Source organism: Pedobacter kyonggii (assembly GCF_004310665.1).
GTDB lineage: Bacteria > Bacteroidota > Bacteroidia > Sphingobacteriales > Sphingobacteriaceae > Pedobacter > Pedobacter kyonggii.
Map to the genome: position 1 here is coordinate 1 of NZ_SIXF01000001.1, position 16916 is coordinate 16916.

At 38.5% G+C, this 16916-nt stretch carries 15 protein-coding genes; 6 read left to right on the forward strand and 9 right to left on the reverse strand.

What is annotated here, in order from left to right; translation table 11 throughout:
* On the forward strand, positions 1–319 hold a 319-nt coding region (locus EYS08_RS25970), incomplete at its 5' end, for a hypothetical protein (RefSeq protein ID WP_208745757.1).
* A gap of 239 nt (positions 320–558) precedes the next feature.
* Here EYS08_RS25970 and EYS08_RS00005 read toward each other — a convergent pair.
* The 5 genes from EYS08_RS00005 to EYS08_RS00025 all read right to left on the reverse strand — a co-directional run bounded on the left by EYS08_RS00005 (position 559) and on the right by EYS08_RS00025 (position 8410).
* Positions 559–1578: an asparaginase gene (locus tag EYS08_RS00005; protein WP_131027835.1), complete on the reverse strand. Its 1020-nt coding sequence runs from the start codon at positions 1576–1578 to the stop codon at positions 559–561.
* Between the two features lie 284 nt (positions 1579–1862).
* On the reverse strand, positions 1863–2630 hold the full coding sequence (locus EYS08_RS00010; protein WP_131027836.1) for a TatD family hydrolase: 768 nt from the start codon (positions 2628–2630) through the stop codon (positions 1863–1865).
* A gap of 219 nt (positions 2631–2849) precedes the next feature.
* Entirely contained in the window at positions 2850–5747 is a 2898-nt protein-coding gene (uvrA, locus tag EYS08_RS00015) for an excinuclease ABC subunit UvrA (protein ID WP_131027837.1), read from the reverse strand.
* 388 nt (positions 5748–6135) lie between these two features.
* Positions 6136–7182, reverse strand: coding sequence for a ferredoxin--NADP reductase (locus EYS08_RS00020; RefSeq protein WP_131027838.1), 1047 nt, complete (start codon positions 7180–7182; stop codon positions 6136–6138).
* A gap of 445 nt (positions 7183–7627) precedes the next feature.
* Positions 7628–8410: a lytic transglycosylase domain-containing protein gene (locus EYS08_RS00025; RefSeq protein ID WP_131027839.1), complete on the reverse strand. Its 783-nt coding sequence runs from the start codon at positions 8408–8410 to the stop codon at positions 7628–7630.
* Between the two features lie 263 nt (positions 8411–8673).
* Between EYS08_RS00025 and EYS08_RS00030 the strand changes: the two genes are divergently transcribed.
* From EYS08_RS00030 to EYS08_RS26430, 5 genes are all read left to right on the forward strand, one after another.
* Positions 8674–10263 (forward strand): pseudouridine synthase, encoded by a 1590-nt coding sequence (locus EYS08_RS00030; RefSeq protein WP_131027840.1) that lies wholly within the window; start codon positions 8674–8676, stop codon positions 10261–10263.
* A gap of 244 nt (positions 10264–10507) precedes the next feature.
* A complete protein-coding gene (locus tag EYS08_RS00035) occupies positions 10508–11617 on the forward strand; it encodes a lactonase family protein (RefSeq protein ID WP_131027841.1) in 1110 nt (369 codons plus the stop codon).
* A gap of 18 nt (positions 11618–11635) precedes the next feature.
* A complete protein-coding gene (locus EYS08_RS00040) occupies positions 11636–12130 on the forward strand; it encodes an SRPBCC family protein (RefSeq protein ID WP_131027842.1) in 495 nt (164 codons plus the stop codon).
* Between the two features lie 4 nt (positions 12131–12134).
* On the forward strand, positions 12135–12563 hold the full coding sequence (locus tag EYS08_RS26425; RefSeq protein ID WP_262711697.1) for a phytanoyl-CoA dioxygenase family protein: 429 nt from the start codon (positions 12135–12137) through the stop codon (positions 12561–12563).
* Positions 12526–12855, forward strand: coding sequence for a phytanoyl-CoA dioxygenase family protein (locus EYS08_RS26430; protein ID WP_262711698.1), 330 nt, complete (start codon positions 12526–12528; stop codon positions 12853–12855). Before EYS08_RS26425 ends, EYS08_RS26430 begins: the two co-directional genes overlap by 38 nt.
* A gap of 222 nt (positions 12856–13077) precedes the next feature.
* Here the strand turns inward: EYS08_RS26430 and EYS08_RS00050 are convergent, their stop codons facing one another.
* From EYS08_RS00050 to tilS, 4 genes are all read right to left on the reverse strand, one after another.
* Entirely contained in the window at positions 13078–13524 is a 447-nt protein-coding gene (locus EYS08_RS00050; RefSeq protein WP_131027843.1) for a KTSC domain-containing protein, read from the reverse strand.
* Between the two features lie 257 nt (positions 13525–13781).
* Positions 13782–14924: an N-acetyl-alpha-D-glucosaminyl L-malate synthase BshA gene (gene bshA / locus EYS08_RS00055; RefSeq protein ID WP_131027844.1), complete on the reverse strand. Its 1143-nt coding sequence runs from the start codon at positions 14922–14924 to the stop codon at positions 13782–13784.
* A 135-nt stretch (positions 14925–15059) separates the two neighbouring features.
* Positions 15060–15548 carry a hypothetical protein gene (locus tag EYS08_RS00060; protein WP_029282618.1) on the reverse strand — a complete coding sequence of 163 codons (489 nt, stop codon included), beginning with the start codon at positions 15546–15548 and terminating at the stop codon, positions 15060–15062.
* On the reverse strand, positions 15549–16880 hold the full coding sequence (gene tilS / locus EYS08_RS00065) for a tRNA lysidine(34) synthetase TilS (protein WP_131027845.1): 1332 nt from the start codon (positions 16878–16880) through the stop codon (positions 15549–15551).
* Between the last annotated feature and the right edge of the window lie 36 nt (positions 16881–16916).

Consider the following 16916-nt stretch of genomic DNA (forward strand, 5'->3'; position numbering starts at 1 on the left):
GATTGTATTCAAGTCCTGGAAAAGTGGCTTCCACCTACAGCAGTTGCTACATAATGGTTGTACCAATGAAAAACGGATTAGCACGAATATATACCTCCTGTTGATGTTTATATGCCTGTTTATGCAAAAAATATTCTTGCCAGTTGTCAGATATGCCAAAGGCTCCGTTAGCTTGATCAAATGTGTAAAGTTCTTTGTATTGAACATGAAAGAGGTAATCGCTACAGGTAGAAAACAGTTCAGAGATATTATAGATAAGTACTGTAAATATGAAAAAAGAAACCACAGAATTAATTTAAGCCAACTATTTTCAGCTTAACTTGACGCTAATGCGATGAATCGGGAAAGGGTCGGGCTTTTCAGGGCTGCGCTTCGCTCTGGTACCGATGAAGGATCGGTACTAAACCCTTCCAATCCCTAACGCAAAACCCACGGTTTTAAATAAAGCAAGCAGGTTTTTGAAACTTCGTTGGTCGAGATCTGCAATCTTGACCTTATTAGCCTTAAAGGATTACAAGTCCTTAGTTCTGTAGATGGAATTGCAAATCCCGACTAACACTAATCTTTAGTTAGCTCGCCTCTTAGCGACTCTTCCATTAACTTCCGGCTTTCTTCTATTGACAAACCTAAGCCCATAACGAACATTAATTTGGTTACTGTGGCTTCGAAAGTTAAATCGTAACCACTTAAAATGCCCATTTTCAGCAACTCTCTACTCGTTTCATAGCGACCAAGTTGAACCGACCCTTTTTTACATTGAGAGATATCGATAATTATCTTTCCATTCAAAATGGCCTGACGCAAACTATCTAAAAACCATTGTGCAGTTGTGGTATTGCCTGAGCCAAAAGTCTCTAAAATAATGGCATCTACCTTAGAATCTGTTATTGCCTGAACCGCCTGCGGAGTTATTCCAGGGTATAATTTCAGCACCCCGATGTTAGAATTAAAATTGGTGTGTAATTTTAATTCTCCTTCAGTAGCTTTTAGGATATAGTTTCTGTAAAATTGCAAGTGAACGCCAGCTTCAGCAAGTATCGGGTAATTTGGCGAACGGAAAGCCTCGAACTTTTCGCTGTTATATTTTATAGAGCGGTTGCCCCTAAACAATTGTGCATCAAAATATATACAAACCTCTGGAAAAAGTGCTTTTCCATCTTCTTTAGTCGCTGCAATCTCTAGAGCAGTAATTAAATTCTCTTTGGCATCAGTCCTGATTTCGCCAATAGGCAATTGCGAACCTGTTAAAACAACAGGCTTAGATAGATTTTCGAGCATAAAGCTCAATGCCGATGCGGTAAAAGCCATTGTATCAGATCCGTGGAGAATAACAAAACCATCGTACTGATCGTATTTATGATAAACAAGCTCAGCTAATGTTTTCCATATTTCAGGATCCATATTGGATGAATCCAATACCGGATTAAAGGAATGCACATCTAAATCGTAATCTAAACGGCTTAATTCAGGAACGTTTTCTTTTATCTGCTGAAAATCAAATGGGATTAACATTCCATTTGTAGGATCGTTAACCATACCGATGGTACCACCGGTATAAATTATAAGTATTTTAGTCATTTGGTTGGGTGAAGGTTGCTCACCGCAAAGAAACTAAAAAATTACAAATGATTGGACGATATTTTTAAATTAGCAACAAAAAGAGCTATAACAGTACTTAAATTACCGATCAAATAACCAAATCAGTAAATAATTATCAAATTAATAATTAAGCTAATATAAAGTAGTATCAAAAATTACTGAATCCTGTGAAACAGATTTCTCCATTACGTTGCACTTCAGTCGAAATGACGACCGACTTAAACCCCACTAATGACTTCAGACTGAGGACTCCGAGCTCAATCCTAAATCCCGAAAATTTTCTTCGAATTCTCTGTGGTAACATCTGCAATTTCTTCAACAGAAACGCCATAAATATCGGCCAGTTTTTGGGCAACATAAATCAAATAACTACTTTCATTGGGTTTTCCGCGGAAAGGAACTGGTGCCAAATAAGGCGAATCTGTCTCTAAAACTAAGTTAGCTAAAGGAATCTCTGACAATACAAGATCTAATCCAGCTTTTTTATAAGTAACCACACCACCAATACCTAAATAGAAATTTAAGTCGATGGCTTGTTCAGCTTGTGCTACATTACCAGTGAAGCAATGAAAAATACCACGCAGTTTTTCGTCCCTTTCACTTTCCAGAAGTTCGAAAACTTCGTCAAAAGCCTCGCGACAATGGATCACGATCGGCAAACCCAAATCTTTTGCCCAACCAATCTGTTTGCGAAAAGCATCTTGCTGAATGGCCAAGGTAGTTTTGTCCCAATAAAGATCGATCCCGATCTCACCAATGGCATAAATTTTCCGCCCGGAAATGCTATTGTAGATTTCGTTCAATTGAGCTAGATAATCTTCTTTAACATCACAGGGATGCAGACCTGCCATCGCAAAACAGTTTGTCGGATATTTCTCCACAAGATCATCAATCATGGCAATTGATTTTACATCAACATTAGGCAGAAACAAACGGTTAACGTTGTTCTCAAAACAGCGATCCATTAACTGCGCTTGTTTTTCAGCATCCTGCTCGTAATATAAATGGGTATGGGTATCGGTAAAAAGCATGTTTATAAAATGTAATATGGGATATTTAAAGTGTTCGTTATAAATCACGCCTCGATTTTGTCACGTTGTCCAAAGGACTCCTACGGAGAGCTTGTCGAAACGCCTTAATATAAATTTAAGTAAGTCCTTCGACAGGCTCAGGATGACAAATTTATTTGTACATAAAGACCCTGAAACAAGTTCAGGGTGACGAACGATGGTTGAACCTCAATCCTCAGGCTATTTCTTCTTCTTAGACACTTTGACCTCAGGTTTCAAACTATTGACCTCAGCCTCCAAAGCCATTTCCTTTTTCAAAAACTTTCCGGTTAAACTGATCGGATTCTGGATCAAACCTTCTGGCGTACCTTCGAATAAAATCCTTCCACCACCAGCGCCGCCTTCTTCACCTAAATCGATCACCCAATCGGCCACTTTAACCACATCTAAATTGTGTTCAATTACTAAAATCGTATTTCCTTTATCAACCAACTCTTGCAATACGCCTAAAAGCACGTTAATATCTTCAAAGTGCAATCCAGTAGTAGGCTCATCTAAAATATAGAAGGTTTTCCCAGTATCTTTTTTAGAAAGTTCGGTAGCCAGCTTAACACGCTGCGCCTCGCCACCTGATAAAGTAACCGACGATTGACCTAAAGTGATATAACCTAAACCAACATCTTTCAATGTCTTGATCTTCCTATAGATGATCGGGATATTTTCGAAGAAATTACAAGCATCTTCGATACTCATATCCAGCACATCACTGATCGATTTTCCCCGGAAACGAACTTCCAAGGTTTCTCTGTTATATCTTTTTCCACCACATTCTTCACAAGGCACTTGTACATCAGGCAAGAAATTCATTTCAATCACCTTTAAACCAGCGCCCTGACAGGTTTCGCAACGGCCGCCTTTTACGTTAAAAGAGAAACGACCGGGCTTGTAGCCACGGATTTTTGCCTCAGGCAACTGTACAAACAGATTTCTGATATCAGAAAACACTCCAGTATAAGTAGATGGATTAGAACGGGGCGTTCTTCCGATAGGCGCCTGATCGATTTCAATCACCTTATCAATTTCTTTTAACCCGTTAATTTTCTCGTAAGGCAAAGGCTGTTTTTTTGCTCTGAAGAAATGGTGATTTAAAATAGGGTATAAAGTTTCGGTAATCAAACTCGATTTACCACTGCCCGAAACTCCGGTTACGGCAATAAATTTACCCAAAGGAAAATCTACCGAAACTTCTTTTAAGTTATGGCCGGTAGCTTTAACAATAGATAGCTTATGTCCATTACCTTTTCTGCGGACTTTTGGCGTTTCAATTTTCTTTTTGCCGTTCAGATAATCAGCAGTTAAGGTATTCGACTTTAGGATCTGTGCGGCAGTTCCTTCAGCAACTACTGTTCCACCATGAATCCCTGCTCCCGGGCCAACATCAATTACCCAATCGGCTTCCAAAATCATATCCTTATCATGCTCTACCACCAAAACGGTGTTTCCTAAATCACGGAGATTTTTAAGCGCATTAATCAAACGCTCGTTATCACGTTGGTGCAGCCCAATACTTGGCTCATCGAGGATGTACATTACATTCATCAATTGCGAACCGATCTGCGTAGCCAAACGGATCCGTTGTGCCTCGCCACCAGAAAGTGTACGGGCTGTACGATCTAAAGTTAAATAGGTTAAACCAACATCAGTTAAGAAACCGATCCTGGCTTTAATCTCTTTTAAAATTTCCTTTGCAATAATATTCTGACGGTCGCTAAGACGTTCATCTACTTTTTCGAACCAGATGTTCAGGTTGAAAATATCCATTGATGACAGTTCGAAAATATTTTTGCCATCAACTTTAAAGTGTAAACTTTCTTTTTTTAAACGGGCACCATGGCACTCCGGACAGGTTTTCAGTTTACGGAAAGTTTCCATATCATCAACGGCAGCCTCACCGCGCTTTTCGTTCTGTTCTTCGAGCATTTTAATAATACCATCAAAAGTGATATTATAATTTTGAACGTTCCATTTATTATATTCTACCTCAACCTTGATCAGATCGGGCGTACCGTTTAAGATGATGTTTATTACTTCATCGCTTAACTTTTCGATCGGGGTTGAAAGTGAGAAACTATATTTTTTGGCTAATGCTTTTAATACCTGGAACATCCAGATATCACGATATTCGCCTAATGGAGCCAAACCACCGTTTAAAACACTCAGCTTCGGGTTTGGAATCACCGATTCTTTATCCACCACGAAGATATAACCCAAACCGTCACAACGTTCGCAGGCGCCATAAGGTGAGTTGAACGAAAAACTGTTCGGTTGGGGCTCATCGTAAGAAATACCTGTGGTTGGGCACATTAAAAACTTACTAAAATGCGCAACGTTGTTATCCTTATCGCTAATTTTTATAACGCCCTTACCCATCTTCATCGCAATCTGCAACGAATCGAGCAGGCGTTTTTTATCTTTCACATCAATAATCAAACGGTCTATCACCACTTCGATATCGTGTATTTTATAACGATCTACCTGCATTTTAGCAGAAATATCCTTTATTTCTCCATCCACGCGGACCTTTACATACCCTTGTTTACGGATCTGCTCGAAAAGTTCGCGGTAATGCCCTTTTCTACCTTTCACAACAGGCGCAAGAATATTTACGGCTACCCCATCAAATTTATTAAAGATATTCTGCAGGATCTGGTCTTCACTCATGCGCTCCATCTTCTCGCCAGTATTGTAAGAATAGGCATCAGCAACACGTGCATAAAGCAAACGCATAAAATCGTAGATCTCGGTAATGGTACCTACAGTAGAGCGTGGGTTTTTGCTGGTCGTTTTTTGCTCAATGGCGATAACCGGGCTCAATCCCGAAACCTTATCTACATCAGGGCGCTCCATCCCTCCCATAAACTGGCGGCTATAGGCACTGAATGTCTCCATATAACGGCGCTGTCCTTCCGCATAAATGGTATCAAAAGCCAACGAAGATTTACCGCTTCCGCTTAACCCTGTTATTACAACAAGTTGGTTGCGTGGAAAACTGACATCTATATTCTTTAAATTATGTACCCTCGCACCATATACTTCTACATCTTTTTGCTCGCCGAGGTCGATAGATTTATTGCTCATATTTTATTAAAAGTTGGAGGCAAAATTGAGCCTTTAAAAAGACAAAATTTCAATCCGCAAAAATGCTAAAAATTTTATCAAAATGAAAGTCTAATGCAATCTTGATTAAGGATTAATTGTCATAATGTCGACTTATATTTCTAAGAAAATCAAAGGTAAACGGAGGAGACAGATTAAAAGCGCAAAAAAAATTCATCATATCAGATAAACGCTGAGAATGAAGTAACTGTTTGTATTTTTAGAGAACTTTAAAGTTTTTAAGCCCCTCACCCCAGGCAAGCTAATAAACATCTTTAAAAGATCTCTCGACTTCGCTGCTCTCCGCTCGAGATGACGATGCAACTGTGAGCACCATGCTAGCCAATGAACCAATGGCTAATGAACTAACCTACCACTCTATCGTTGTTCCATTCTCTGTCGGATGTCCGGTACAAACCAAAACCCTGCCTCTATCCAATTCATCATCGGTAAGCACTTCATTATAATCCATTCTTACGCCACCTTTGGTGCAATTGGCTACGCAAGTACTGCACACTCCTCCACGACAGCTATACGGAAGTTTGATCTTATTTTCCAACGCAACATCTAAAATTCTTTTTGGCCAAGGTACTTCGAGGTTATAAGTTTCCCCTCTAAAATTTAAAATTACCGAGTAAGTGTTTTTATCGACCACCTTTTCTGCCGAACCATCATCCTCATCCACCTCATCTTCTGGCAACACAAAAGTTTCTCTTTTAATCTGTTTGATATCGAAACCCATACCCAGCAGGGTGATCCGGCATAAGTCCATATAAATTATCGGACCACAGCTGTAAAACAGCGCATCATTGCGATCAAAATGCAAATGTTCTTTGAGTAGTTTTTCGATATAAAATTTGTTTAAGCGGGCCGTCATTAGGTTTTTGCTATTGCTAAAAACCCAAACAATCTTTAATCTATCCGGATATTTCTTTTGCCATTCATTCAGCTCATCATAAAATAATGCATCCTCCATTGATCGGTTGCTGTACACCAGGGTAACCAAAGATTTTTTCTCGCGCACCAATGCCGTTTTCAAAATCGAGAATAATGGCGTAATCCCCACCCCTGCAGCAAACAGAAAAAGATCACGTTCCAGGTTTTCTTCTGGCAAATAACTGAACATCCCTTGAGGCTCTTGAGCCAAAAGAATATCATTTACTGAGGTTTTATGGTGTAAAAATCTCGAAATCTCTCCATTTTCTACCCTTTTCACTGTAATGGACAAAGGCTCATCCACGTCTGGCGAGCTATTAAAAGAATACGACCTTCTTATCTCCTTATGTTTCCCCTGAAAAACCAACGAAATAAACTGACCGGCTAAATACTTTGGGTATGATTGATCTACTTCCTCAAATTGAAAAGTAATGTTATCGCCAGGTTGATTTATAATTTTATTGATGCGCAGTTTGAACATAACACAAAGAAAGGAAATTGATTTATTAGTTCAATCGTTCATTGGTCATTAGTTGGCATGATGTAGGTTTAGGGTTTAGGGTTTAGGGTTTAGGGTTTAGGGTTTAGGAAAAACACTGGTCAGACAAGTTTGTGTTTGATAATAATGAAAACCATATGATAATAACCAATGTATTTAGACACATGTGCGCTTAAATGACCTTCTATTTCTTATATGTAAAATATTCCGTGTTAATCCGTGCTTCCCCGGCTGAATGTTTATTGGTTCATTCGCCATTAGTTCATTAGTTCGCATAACGCAGAAAATAATTCGGTGTTAATCTGCGCCTCCGTGGCGAAGGGAAAAGTGATTAGGAAAAACAAATCTGTGTAATCACTTTCAAAAAAAAACGTCCCGATTTAAAACCGGGACGCCTTACCAAATGCTTGTCTTTATCTTAATTATATTATTCGGCGTTGTAGGCCAATAATACTCTCGGTTTTTCGTAACCGTAACGTTTCGGGTGCTCCATAATCTGTTTCATAGAAATCACTTTATAAACATAGCCTCCGGTTTCGCGGTTCAGCTTCATTTTGTAGTAATTATCTTGATTTTGATTATTGATCTGCTTGCGCAGGCGTCCGTCGCCAACATTGTAAGCCGCAGCTACCAATGTCCAGCTTTCTAAGCCTTTATACATTTCTTTAATGTATTTACAGGCAGCGATGGTAGATTTACGCAGATTGTAGCGTTCATCAACATTTCCGTTTACTCTTAATCCATAGCTACGGGCTGTGCCGGGCATAAACTGCCAGATTCCAGCTGCACCTTTTGGAGAAACTCCTTCCGCCATTCCAGATTCGACCAAAGCCAAATACTTAAAATCGTTTGGAATTCCGTACGCAGCGAGAATTGGTTCAATTACAGGAAACCATTTTGCTGCTTTTGCATGCAATTTATTGGTTTGTGTGTTTCCGTAACTGTGTGCTGCAAGGATTTTTTTCATTTTGCGCTCTACCTTTTTATCGCCTAACGGCAGGGTTTCTTCCGCAAAATTTAACTGTGCCATTAAAGATAGCGGCTTTTCCGCACTTTCAACTTCCAGGCTATCAGATTTGGGTATTGTAGTGTTTAATTTTTCTTCTTTTAAAAGACTTTTTTGTGCTAAGGGCATTTGGTAAGCGAACACTTTTGCCAAGATAAATAGTGTCGCCACTACCGCAAATGGTACGATGTGTTTCTTTAACATTTTCCTCCTTTTTTTGGTGAACTTATATAAAAACGTTGGCAAAGGTAAAAAATAATGATCACATTATCAAATAGTTACGAAAAAACCTCTTAAAATCGGCCCCTAAAGCGCTTTAAACGTGGATTTTAAATTTTGATTTTCAGCCAAGTTTTCCTATTTTAGAGGCTATTTTTTTATCTAATTTTTCCGCTCTTAAAATTGTTATGTTCATCAATTTTTCATAAATTTGCAACCCACATTTTTAATGTGGTTAAAAGCGTATCATGATAAATAAAAACAACAGGAACAGTCGGGATGACAAGTCCAAACCAGGCAGTCGGAAAACAGAAGGCAGAAGTAGTTCGGCCGGGTCTGACAGAAGAAGATCAGACGACAAAGACAGCAAATTCAAAAAATCATCCGATTCAAAAGATGGCTTCAAATCTAGAAGCTCAGAGGGTAAAGATTTCAAATCAAAATCTTTCGGAGACAAAAAAGACTTCAGACCAAGAACAGGAGACCGTAATTTTAAATCGAAAGACGGAGAATCAACAGGTTTTAAATTTGGAGACCGCGAGTTTAAATCAAAAGATAACAACTCAAAATCAGAAGACCGCAGCTTCAAACCTAGAGAAGGTGGATCGAGAGATTACAAACCTAGAACTGGAGACAGAGATTTTAAACCAAGAGAAGGTGGATCGAGAGATTATAAGCCAAGAACAGGAGACCGCGATTTCAAATCTAAGGATGGAGATTCGAGAGATTTTAAACCGAGAACTGGCGAACGTGACTTTAAACCTAGAGAAGGCGGATCAAGAGACTACAAACCAAGAACAGGCGACCGTGACTTTAAACCTAGAGAAGGCGGATCAAGAGACTACAAACCAAGAACAGGCGACCGTGATTTCAAGTCGAAAGATGGCGGAACAAGAGATTTCAAACCGAGAGAAGGTGGCTATAAAGATTACAAATCAAGAGGCAAATCTGATGATTTCAAGCCAAGTGCTGGAAGTTCAAGAGATGTAAAGCCTAGAGAACCGAAGGAAGGCGATACCCGTCCGTTTAGAAAACGCGAGGATGCACAGCCAAGAGATACAGAATTTAACCGCCCAGAGCGAACTGTAATTGCCCAAGGCCGCAAAACAAATGAAGAGAAAGGCTTAATTCGCCTTAACAGGTATATTTCAAATGCAGGTATCTGCTCCCGCCGTAAGGCTGATGAGCTGATTGCTGCCGGCATTATTACCGTAAACGGAGAAGCAATTACCGAATTAGGGCATAAAGTTGATCCAGCGAAAGATTTGGTACGTTATAACGGCGAACTATTGAAACGCGAGAAAAAAGTTTACGTTTTATTAAACAAACCAAAAGATTACATCACCACTACCGACGATCCACAAGAACGCCGTACGGTAATGCAATTGGTTGACAAAGCGAGCCGTGAGCGTATTTACCCAGTTGGTCGTTTAGACCGTAATACAACAGGCTTATTGCTGATGACAAACGATGGTGATTTAGCAGATAAATTATCGCATCCTAAAAACGGTATCACCAAAATTTACAATATTGAGCTGGATAAAGCTTTATCACAGGGCGATTTAAACAAAATTGCTTTTGGTTTAGAGCTGGAAGACGGATTGATTAAACCGGATAACATTTCTTACGTTGCAGGTGGAACCAAAAAAGAAATCGGCATCCAGATCCATAGCGGTAAAAACAGAATTGTTCGCCGTATTTTCGAACACCTGGGTTACAATGTAGAAAAATTAGACCGTGTAGTATATGGTAATCTGACTAAGAAAGATCTGCCTCGTGGTAGATGGCGCTATCTTGAAGATCATGAATTGATCCAGATTAAACATCTGATAAAATAATATATAAAAAGGCAACCAATGGTTGCCTTTTTTGTTGAATATAACAGAGGTTGACATTCTGAACGCAATGAAGAATCCTTAGTCAATGGAAGCCTAATGTCCAACTTCTGTCGACAAAAAACATCAATGCATTCATCAACCGTCTGCACAAATCAAAAACAGATTCTTCACTGCATTCAGAATGACAGTTATATCTTTTACATTAAAATTTTCCCATATTTGTTAAAATCAATATTCGTTTTTCATGAAAAAAATTAGTTCAGTATTTATACTTTCTATATTATCAACGCTAACATTTGCGCAAAAAACCAATTACAACCTCATTGTTGGCACCTATACCGCACCCGGAAAAAGCGAAGGAATCTATACTTACAACTTTAATACTTCAACCGCAGCTACAATGGTAAAAAGCATCACAAAAAACACGGCCAACCCGAGTTATCTGGCCGTTTCTCCTGATCAGAAATTTATTTATGTGGTTAATGAAACCGGAGCAACCAGCACAGTCAGCGCTTTTAAATACAACGCAACAACTGGTGCATTAACTTTTTTAAATAAGGTAGACAGCCACGGTGCCGATCCTTGTTTTATTACCGTTGATGCCAAAAATGTTATTGTTGCGAATTATAGCGGAGGCAGTTTAGCGGTATTCGCACGCAAGGCTGATGGCGCCTTAACAGAAGCTTTACAAACAATCAAACATACCGGAAAAAGCATCGATCCTAAGGGCAGGCAAGAAAGCGCACATGTACACATGGTTAAATTTACCCCAGATTACAAATATTTAATTGTTAATGATCTGGGTGAAGATCAAACTTATATTTACAACTACAACCCTACCTCAAAAGAAAAAATATTAACCGTTAAGTCCGTAATTAAGACCACTGCAGGCACTGGCCCCAGGCACATCACTTTTAGTCCAAATGGAAAATCCGCCTATTTAGCGCACGAATTTAATGGCAGTATAACGGTTTTCGCCTATTCGAATGGAAGTTTAACCAAAATTCAGGAAATTGGTACTACGCCGATAGATTTTACTGGAAAAATTGATGGTGCCGATATCCATGTTTCAGCCGATGGAAAATTCCTTTACGAAACCAACCGTGGTGATGCTAATAGCATTTCTGCCTTTTCCATTCTGCCGACCGGAAAATTGAAATTTATCGAAACAGTAAGCACACTCGGCAAAGGACCAAGAAACTTCACGATTGATCCGACTGGAAAATTTCTATTGATCGGCCATCAATACACCAACAACATCGTTATTTTTAACCGGAATAAAACTACTGGCAAATTAACCGATAGCGGTAAACGCATTGATGTTGGCGCACCAGTTTGTTTAGTTTTTAATTAATCACCTAAAATTAAGCCAATGGAAAACTTCGATTGGACCAAATTCACCATCAAGATTGCTGTTAAAGCAAAACTTGAGGACATGTACAATGCCTGGACAAAAGCCAGTGAAATCGAAAAATGGTTTTTAAGTGAGGCAGAATTTTCTGACGAGAATAACATATTACTCAACAAAACGCAAAACGTACTGAAAGGAGACAGATACAAATGGATCTGGTATCTGTATGATGATATTGAAAATGGAAGCATAACCGAAGCCAATGGCAAAGATGAGCTTCAGTTTACTTTTGCAGGCGAATGTTTGGTCGATATTAAGCTCAGAGAAGAGTTTGAATATGTAATTGTGGAGCTGACCCAAAAAAACATTCCCTTGGATGACAATGCCAAAAGAAATATTCGCTTAGGTTGTCATAACGGTTGGAGTTTTTATTTGGTTAATCTAAAATCTGTTTACGAAGGTGGCTTGGACTTAAGGAATAAGGACAACCGCTTTAAGCCCATGTTGAATAATTGAGGTGATGGATTTAGTGGTTAAGGAAAGAGAAATTCAGGAATTAGGATTTTCGGTGCTAGATAATGTATTTACAGACCAGGAAGTTGAAGATATTCTCGCAGCGATTAACAGGACAGATTCTACAAAAGAAACTTTTAGAAAATCGGAAGATCTTTTTGCCATACGTCAGTTTTTAAAAGAAGTTCCAGAAACAATCCATCTTATTTTCAATCACAAACTCAAACATATCGTAAAAGAGGTTTTTGGCGAAGATTATTTTCTTGTCAAATCGATCTATTTCGACAAACCCGAGACTTCAAATTGGTTTGTTTCCTATCATCAGGATTTAACGATTTCAGTTAACCAGAAAGTGGAAATAGCTGGTTTTGGGCCTTACACGAATAAACATAATCAGTTTGCTGTTCCACCACCACTTAATATCCTCGAAAAATAATTTTACCATCCGCATTCATCTCGACGATACCACCGAGGAGAACGGGGCATTAAAAGTAATTGCCAATTCACACAGCAAAGGCATTTACCGCCCCGAAACCATAAACTGGAACATAGAAAAAGAAATAAGTTGCAACATAAAAAGAGGTGGTGTGATGATTATGAAACCACTGCTGCTCCATAGTTCGAGCAGAACAAGCAACAATAAAAAAAGAAGGGTAATTCATTTAGAGTTTAGCAACAAAATATTGCCAAAGGAATTAAAGTGGTCTGAATATTTGAGTTTTGAATAGCGAAGTAATTGAATATTGCAGTTTATTAACAACACGATATAATATATTGAGCAAGTTCAGCAGGCGGAAATCTTAAACGCGATCCGTCACCCTGAATTCATTTCAGGGTCTATTAATAAAAATTAGCATGATAGATACTGAAACAAGTTCAGTATGACGACCCGTAAAAACAAAATGGCCCCGATTTTCATTGGGGCCATTCAAATATTATACTATCGCTTATTATGCCGGTTCTGCAACTCTGGCTATATTGCGATAAGGGAATTCATTAAAGATATGTCTGCGGGCAAAACGACCTGGAGAATCGGCGTTAACCAATTTCACATAGATGGCTTTTGGCACATCGAAATATTCGTAAGCACTTCCATCAAAAAACTGGATATTTAAAACCTGTTGCTTGTATTCGAAATCCTGAATATTCGATAATGTTGTAGTTTGCGTGTACGTTTCGATATTCTGTTCGCGTGTTTCTGGCGCAATACTTACCAAGAAATGGTAAGCTTCGATAATTTCTTTACTTCTAGCTTCTGCATCTAATTTCTCTTCTTCCTGCTGAAATTTATCAGGGTGACAATCTTTCATCAATGTACGGTACACAGATTTAAGCTCTTTTAACTCAGCATTTTTATCTACGCTCAAAAGCTTTCTGTAATCAACTATTTTCTTCATTTGGGATAACCTCTTTTTTAATTTTGTCGAAATGATTTTAGGAATCTTTATCTGCAAAACCGTTTCAAGCCGCAAAGATACGATTTATAATCATTTGATTTTGAGAAAGTTTACTTTTATTAAATATTGCTAATATGAATCATCAACTAACGAGTTCTTCTGTATCTTACTTAAGTTTTTAACAACAGATGCACACAGATGATAAGTCTGTGTGCATCCTTATATCTGTGGTTAAATATAACGTGAGACTTAATTTGTTAATATTTAGGCTGTAATGAGTTTTCGATTACTTCCTTATAATAATTAACATAAACAGGCAGGATCTTTTTCAGGTCAAAATCCTGTGCCCTTGCAAAAGCATTTTCTTTGAAACGGTTCAGGGTTTCATCATCTTTTAATATTTCAATAGCATGGGCTGCCATCGCATCTACATCTCCAACATTGCTCATGTAGCCACAAAATCCGTCAACGTTCAGTTCGGGCAAACCACCCGCATTTGTAGTAATTGCCGGCACTTTACAAGCCATTGCCTCTAACGCAGCCAAACCGAAGCTTTCAGATTCTGATGGCATTAAGAAAAGATCTGAAACCGACAAAATTTCTTCTACTGCATCTTGCTTACCTAAAAACCTTACATTTTCGCAAATATTCAACGATCTGCAAAGCTGCTCATCGTAAGCACGCTCAGGCCCATCGCCTACCATTAAGAGTTTTGACGGAATAACCGCTTGTACTTTTTCGAAAATCCTAATTACATCAGCAGTACGTTTTACTTTCCTGAAATTACTGGTGTGGATTAAAATCCTTTCGTTATTTGGCGCGATTGCTTTTTTGAAGTGACCTTTTGCCTGCAAACTAAAACGCGAAAAATCTATAAAATTTGGGATTACCTTAATTTCTTTCGTAATCTCGAAGTGGTTATAGGTATCTTCTTTTAAATCCTCCGACACTGTAGTTACACCATCGCTTTGATTAATAGAAAAGGTAACCACGGGTTTGTAGGTTGGATCTTTACCCACCAAAGTTATATCGGTACCGTGCAAAGTAGTTACCACAGGGATGTGGATACCATAACTTGCCAAAATCTGCTTGGCCATAAAAGCAGCAGAAGCATGTGGAATGGCATAATGAACGTGTAATACATCCAATTGTTCAAAACGGACAACATCTACCAGTTTGCTGGCCAGAGCCGATTCGTAAGGAGCATAATCAAAAAGTGGATAATCTCTTACCGAAACCTCGTGATAAAACAGGTTGGCAGAAAAGAAATCGAGCCTTGCGGGCTGACTATAAGTAATAAAGTGAACCTGATGTCCCTCGTTAGCAAGTGCTTTACCAAGTTCTGTTGCAACTACTCCACTACCGCCAAAAGTGGGGTAGCAAACAATTCCTATCTTCATTGTACATGTATTGTTGTTATCGCAAATGTACCCGATTTTAATCTATAATGCGTGTCGCCTTATTGCAATAAAAAAGACGAGATATTGAGTAGAGATTTTATACGAGATTGGAAAAAAATTATTGCACTCAAATTATTATTTGAGATTTCGCATTTCTTCTTTTATTACAAGGAAAAGTTCGTTAGGCCTTTGGGTACCAATAAAATATTCCAAGCCATCACGATCGGTTAAAACAACCGCATCTTTACCCGATGAATAAAAACGGATCGTACCTTTTGTATGCAGATTGTAAACCGGATTATTGAAAAAATAACGGCTATAAGTTGCTTTACGAACATCAACAATACTGTTCAGATCAATCTTAACACGTTTGGTTGTCCAAAGACCATCCAAAATCATGCTGCCATTATCTACCACAATTTTGTACTGGATAAGGAAAAGCAAAAGCATAGAAACACCGATAATCCCGAAGCCTACAACGAGGAACAAGTCTTGTGTATTGTCACGATCGCGCTCATAAACGTAGGCTGCAAAACAGAACGCAGCCATAATAAGCCTAATGAAAATACGGACATAATCACGGCCGATGTACTGTTTTTCGATATAGGCGTATTTGCTTTCCACTTATTTAATTTTGAGTTCGAATATAGCAACTTTTTTTGTTGCTGTAGTTAATTTATATCGGTTATCCTGCCGCATACCTGCAATCCAAACAATTTCACCATTTCCGTTAACCAAAATCGGTGTAACGCTTTTCAAATGTAGGGGAACTTTCTCATCAATAAAATAATCGCTAACTTTTTTGGGATTGCGCATACCCAATGGAATAAATTTATCTCCATTTTGCCAATTCCTCAACACCAAAGGGAAAATTAATTTATCAGCGTTTACAAACGCTTTATTCGAATTAATTTCGAATTTCACTTCATCTGTAAACCTCAACGAAATTTCATCATTAGCAAAAGCAATTTTTTCTGTTGTTGGGTGGATAAACTGATTAGCGGTAACCGATGTATTTTTTTCAACAATAACCAGATCATTTCTATTAATAATGGCCTGATGCGTGGAGCTAAAAAAGTGTGTACCACTTAAAGCCCTTAAACCGTCTAAAATTTCCTGCACTACACTTTCGCCAAAATTAAAAGGCTTAAGTAACTCGTAAAGCAAGAGCTTTTGCGGATTTAATTTCGAAACCTCCGCCAAAGGGATATAAATGCCATCATTCCTTTTATTTAAGATTTTATTTACAAGTTTCTGAACCTGGATATTCAAAAAAGCCTCCAATTCAGCAAAGCGTGAGACATTTTCGGCAAATGTTTTTTCGAGGTTAGGGTTAATTTCCTGCAGATGCGGCACTACCTGCAGTCTGATTTTATTCCGTATATAATTTGTACTTGCGTTCGAGCTATCTTCTACAAAATCGATGTTATTAGTCCTTACGATTTCATCAATCTGCTGTCGGTTTAAAAATAATAAGGGTCTGATCAGTAAATCACGTTTAGGTAAAATACCATGCAATCCACTTATGCCTGTGCCGCGGGTAAGGTTAATGATTACCGTTTCTACCGCATCGTTCTGGTGTTGGGCCAGGGCTATATAATCGTAACCTTCTTTACGCCTAATTTCTTCAAACCAGTTATAGCGCAGATCGCGCGCAGCCATCTGGGTAGAAATTTTATTTTCGGTCGCATATTTTTTGGTGTTAAAATGCGTTACATAAAAAGGTAATCCTAAATTTTTAGCCAATAGCGCAACAAAACTTTCATCACGTTGTGCCTCATCAGCCCGTAAATTAAAATTACAATGTGCCACACCAATATCAACGCCTATTGCTTTAAACAAATGCAACATTAATACCGAATCTTTTCCCCCACTTACGGCCAAAAGGATCTTGTTAGCCCGAACAAACAGCTGTTGCTGTTCAATAAAATCCTGAAATTGTTTTACGGGTAACATCCATCAAAAATATTTAATTTTAATTGGTATTCCGAA

Excerpts from the sequence above, each read along its gene's own strand:
- EYS08_RS00005 (WP_131027835.1), bottom strand. The coding sequence starts at position 1,578 with ATGACTAAAATACTTATAATTTATACCGGTGGTACCATCGGTATGGTT.
- EYS08_RS00010 (WP_131027836.1), bottom strand. The coding sequence starts at position 2,630 with ATGCTTTTTACCGATACCCATACCCATTTATATTACGAGCAGGATGCT.
- uvrA (WP_131027837.1), bottom strand. The coding sequence starts at position 5,747 with ATGAGCAATAAATCTATCGACCTCGGCGAGCAAAAAGATGTAGAAGTA.
- EYS08_RS00020 (WP_131027838.1), bottom strand. The coding sequence starts at position 7,182 with ATGTTCAAACTGCGCATCAATAAAATTATAAATCAACCTGGCGATAAC.
- EYS08_RS00025 (WP_131027839.1), bottom strand. The coding sequence starts at position 8,410 with ATGTTAAAGAAACACATCGTACCATTTGCGGTAGTGGCGACACTATTT.
- EYS08_RS00030 (WP_131027840.1), top strand. The coding sequence starts at position 8,674 with ATGATAAATAAAAACAACAGGAACAGTCGGGATGACAAGTCCAAACCA.
- EYS08_RS00035 (WP_131027841.1), top strand. The coding sequence starts at position 10,508 with ATGAAAAAAATTAGTTCAGTATTTATACTTTCTATATTATCAACGCTA.
- EYS08_RS00040 (WP_131027842.1), top strand. The coding sequence starts at position 11,636 with ATGGAAAACTTCGATTGGACCAAATTCACCATCAAGATTGCTGTTAAA.
- EYS08_RS26425 (WP_262711697.1), top strand. The coding sequence starts at position 12,135 with ATGGATTTAGTGGTTAAGGAAAGAGAAATTCAGGAATTAGGATTTTCG.
- EYS08_RS00050 (WP_131027843.1), bottom strand. The coding sequence starts at position 13,524 with ATGAAGAAAATAGTTGATTACAGAAAGCTTTTGAGCGTAGATAAAAAT.
- bshA (WP_131027844.1), bottom strand. The coding sequence starts at position 14,924 with ATGAAGATAGGAATTGTTTGCTACCCCACTTTTGGCGGTAGTGGAGTA.
- tilS (WP_131027845.1), bottom strand. The coding sequence starts at position 16,880 with ATGTTACCCGTAAAACAATTTCAGGATTTTATTGAACAGCAACAGCTG.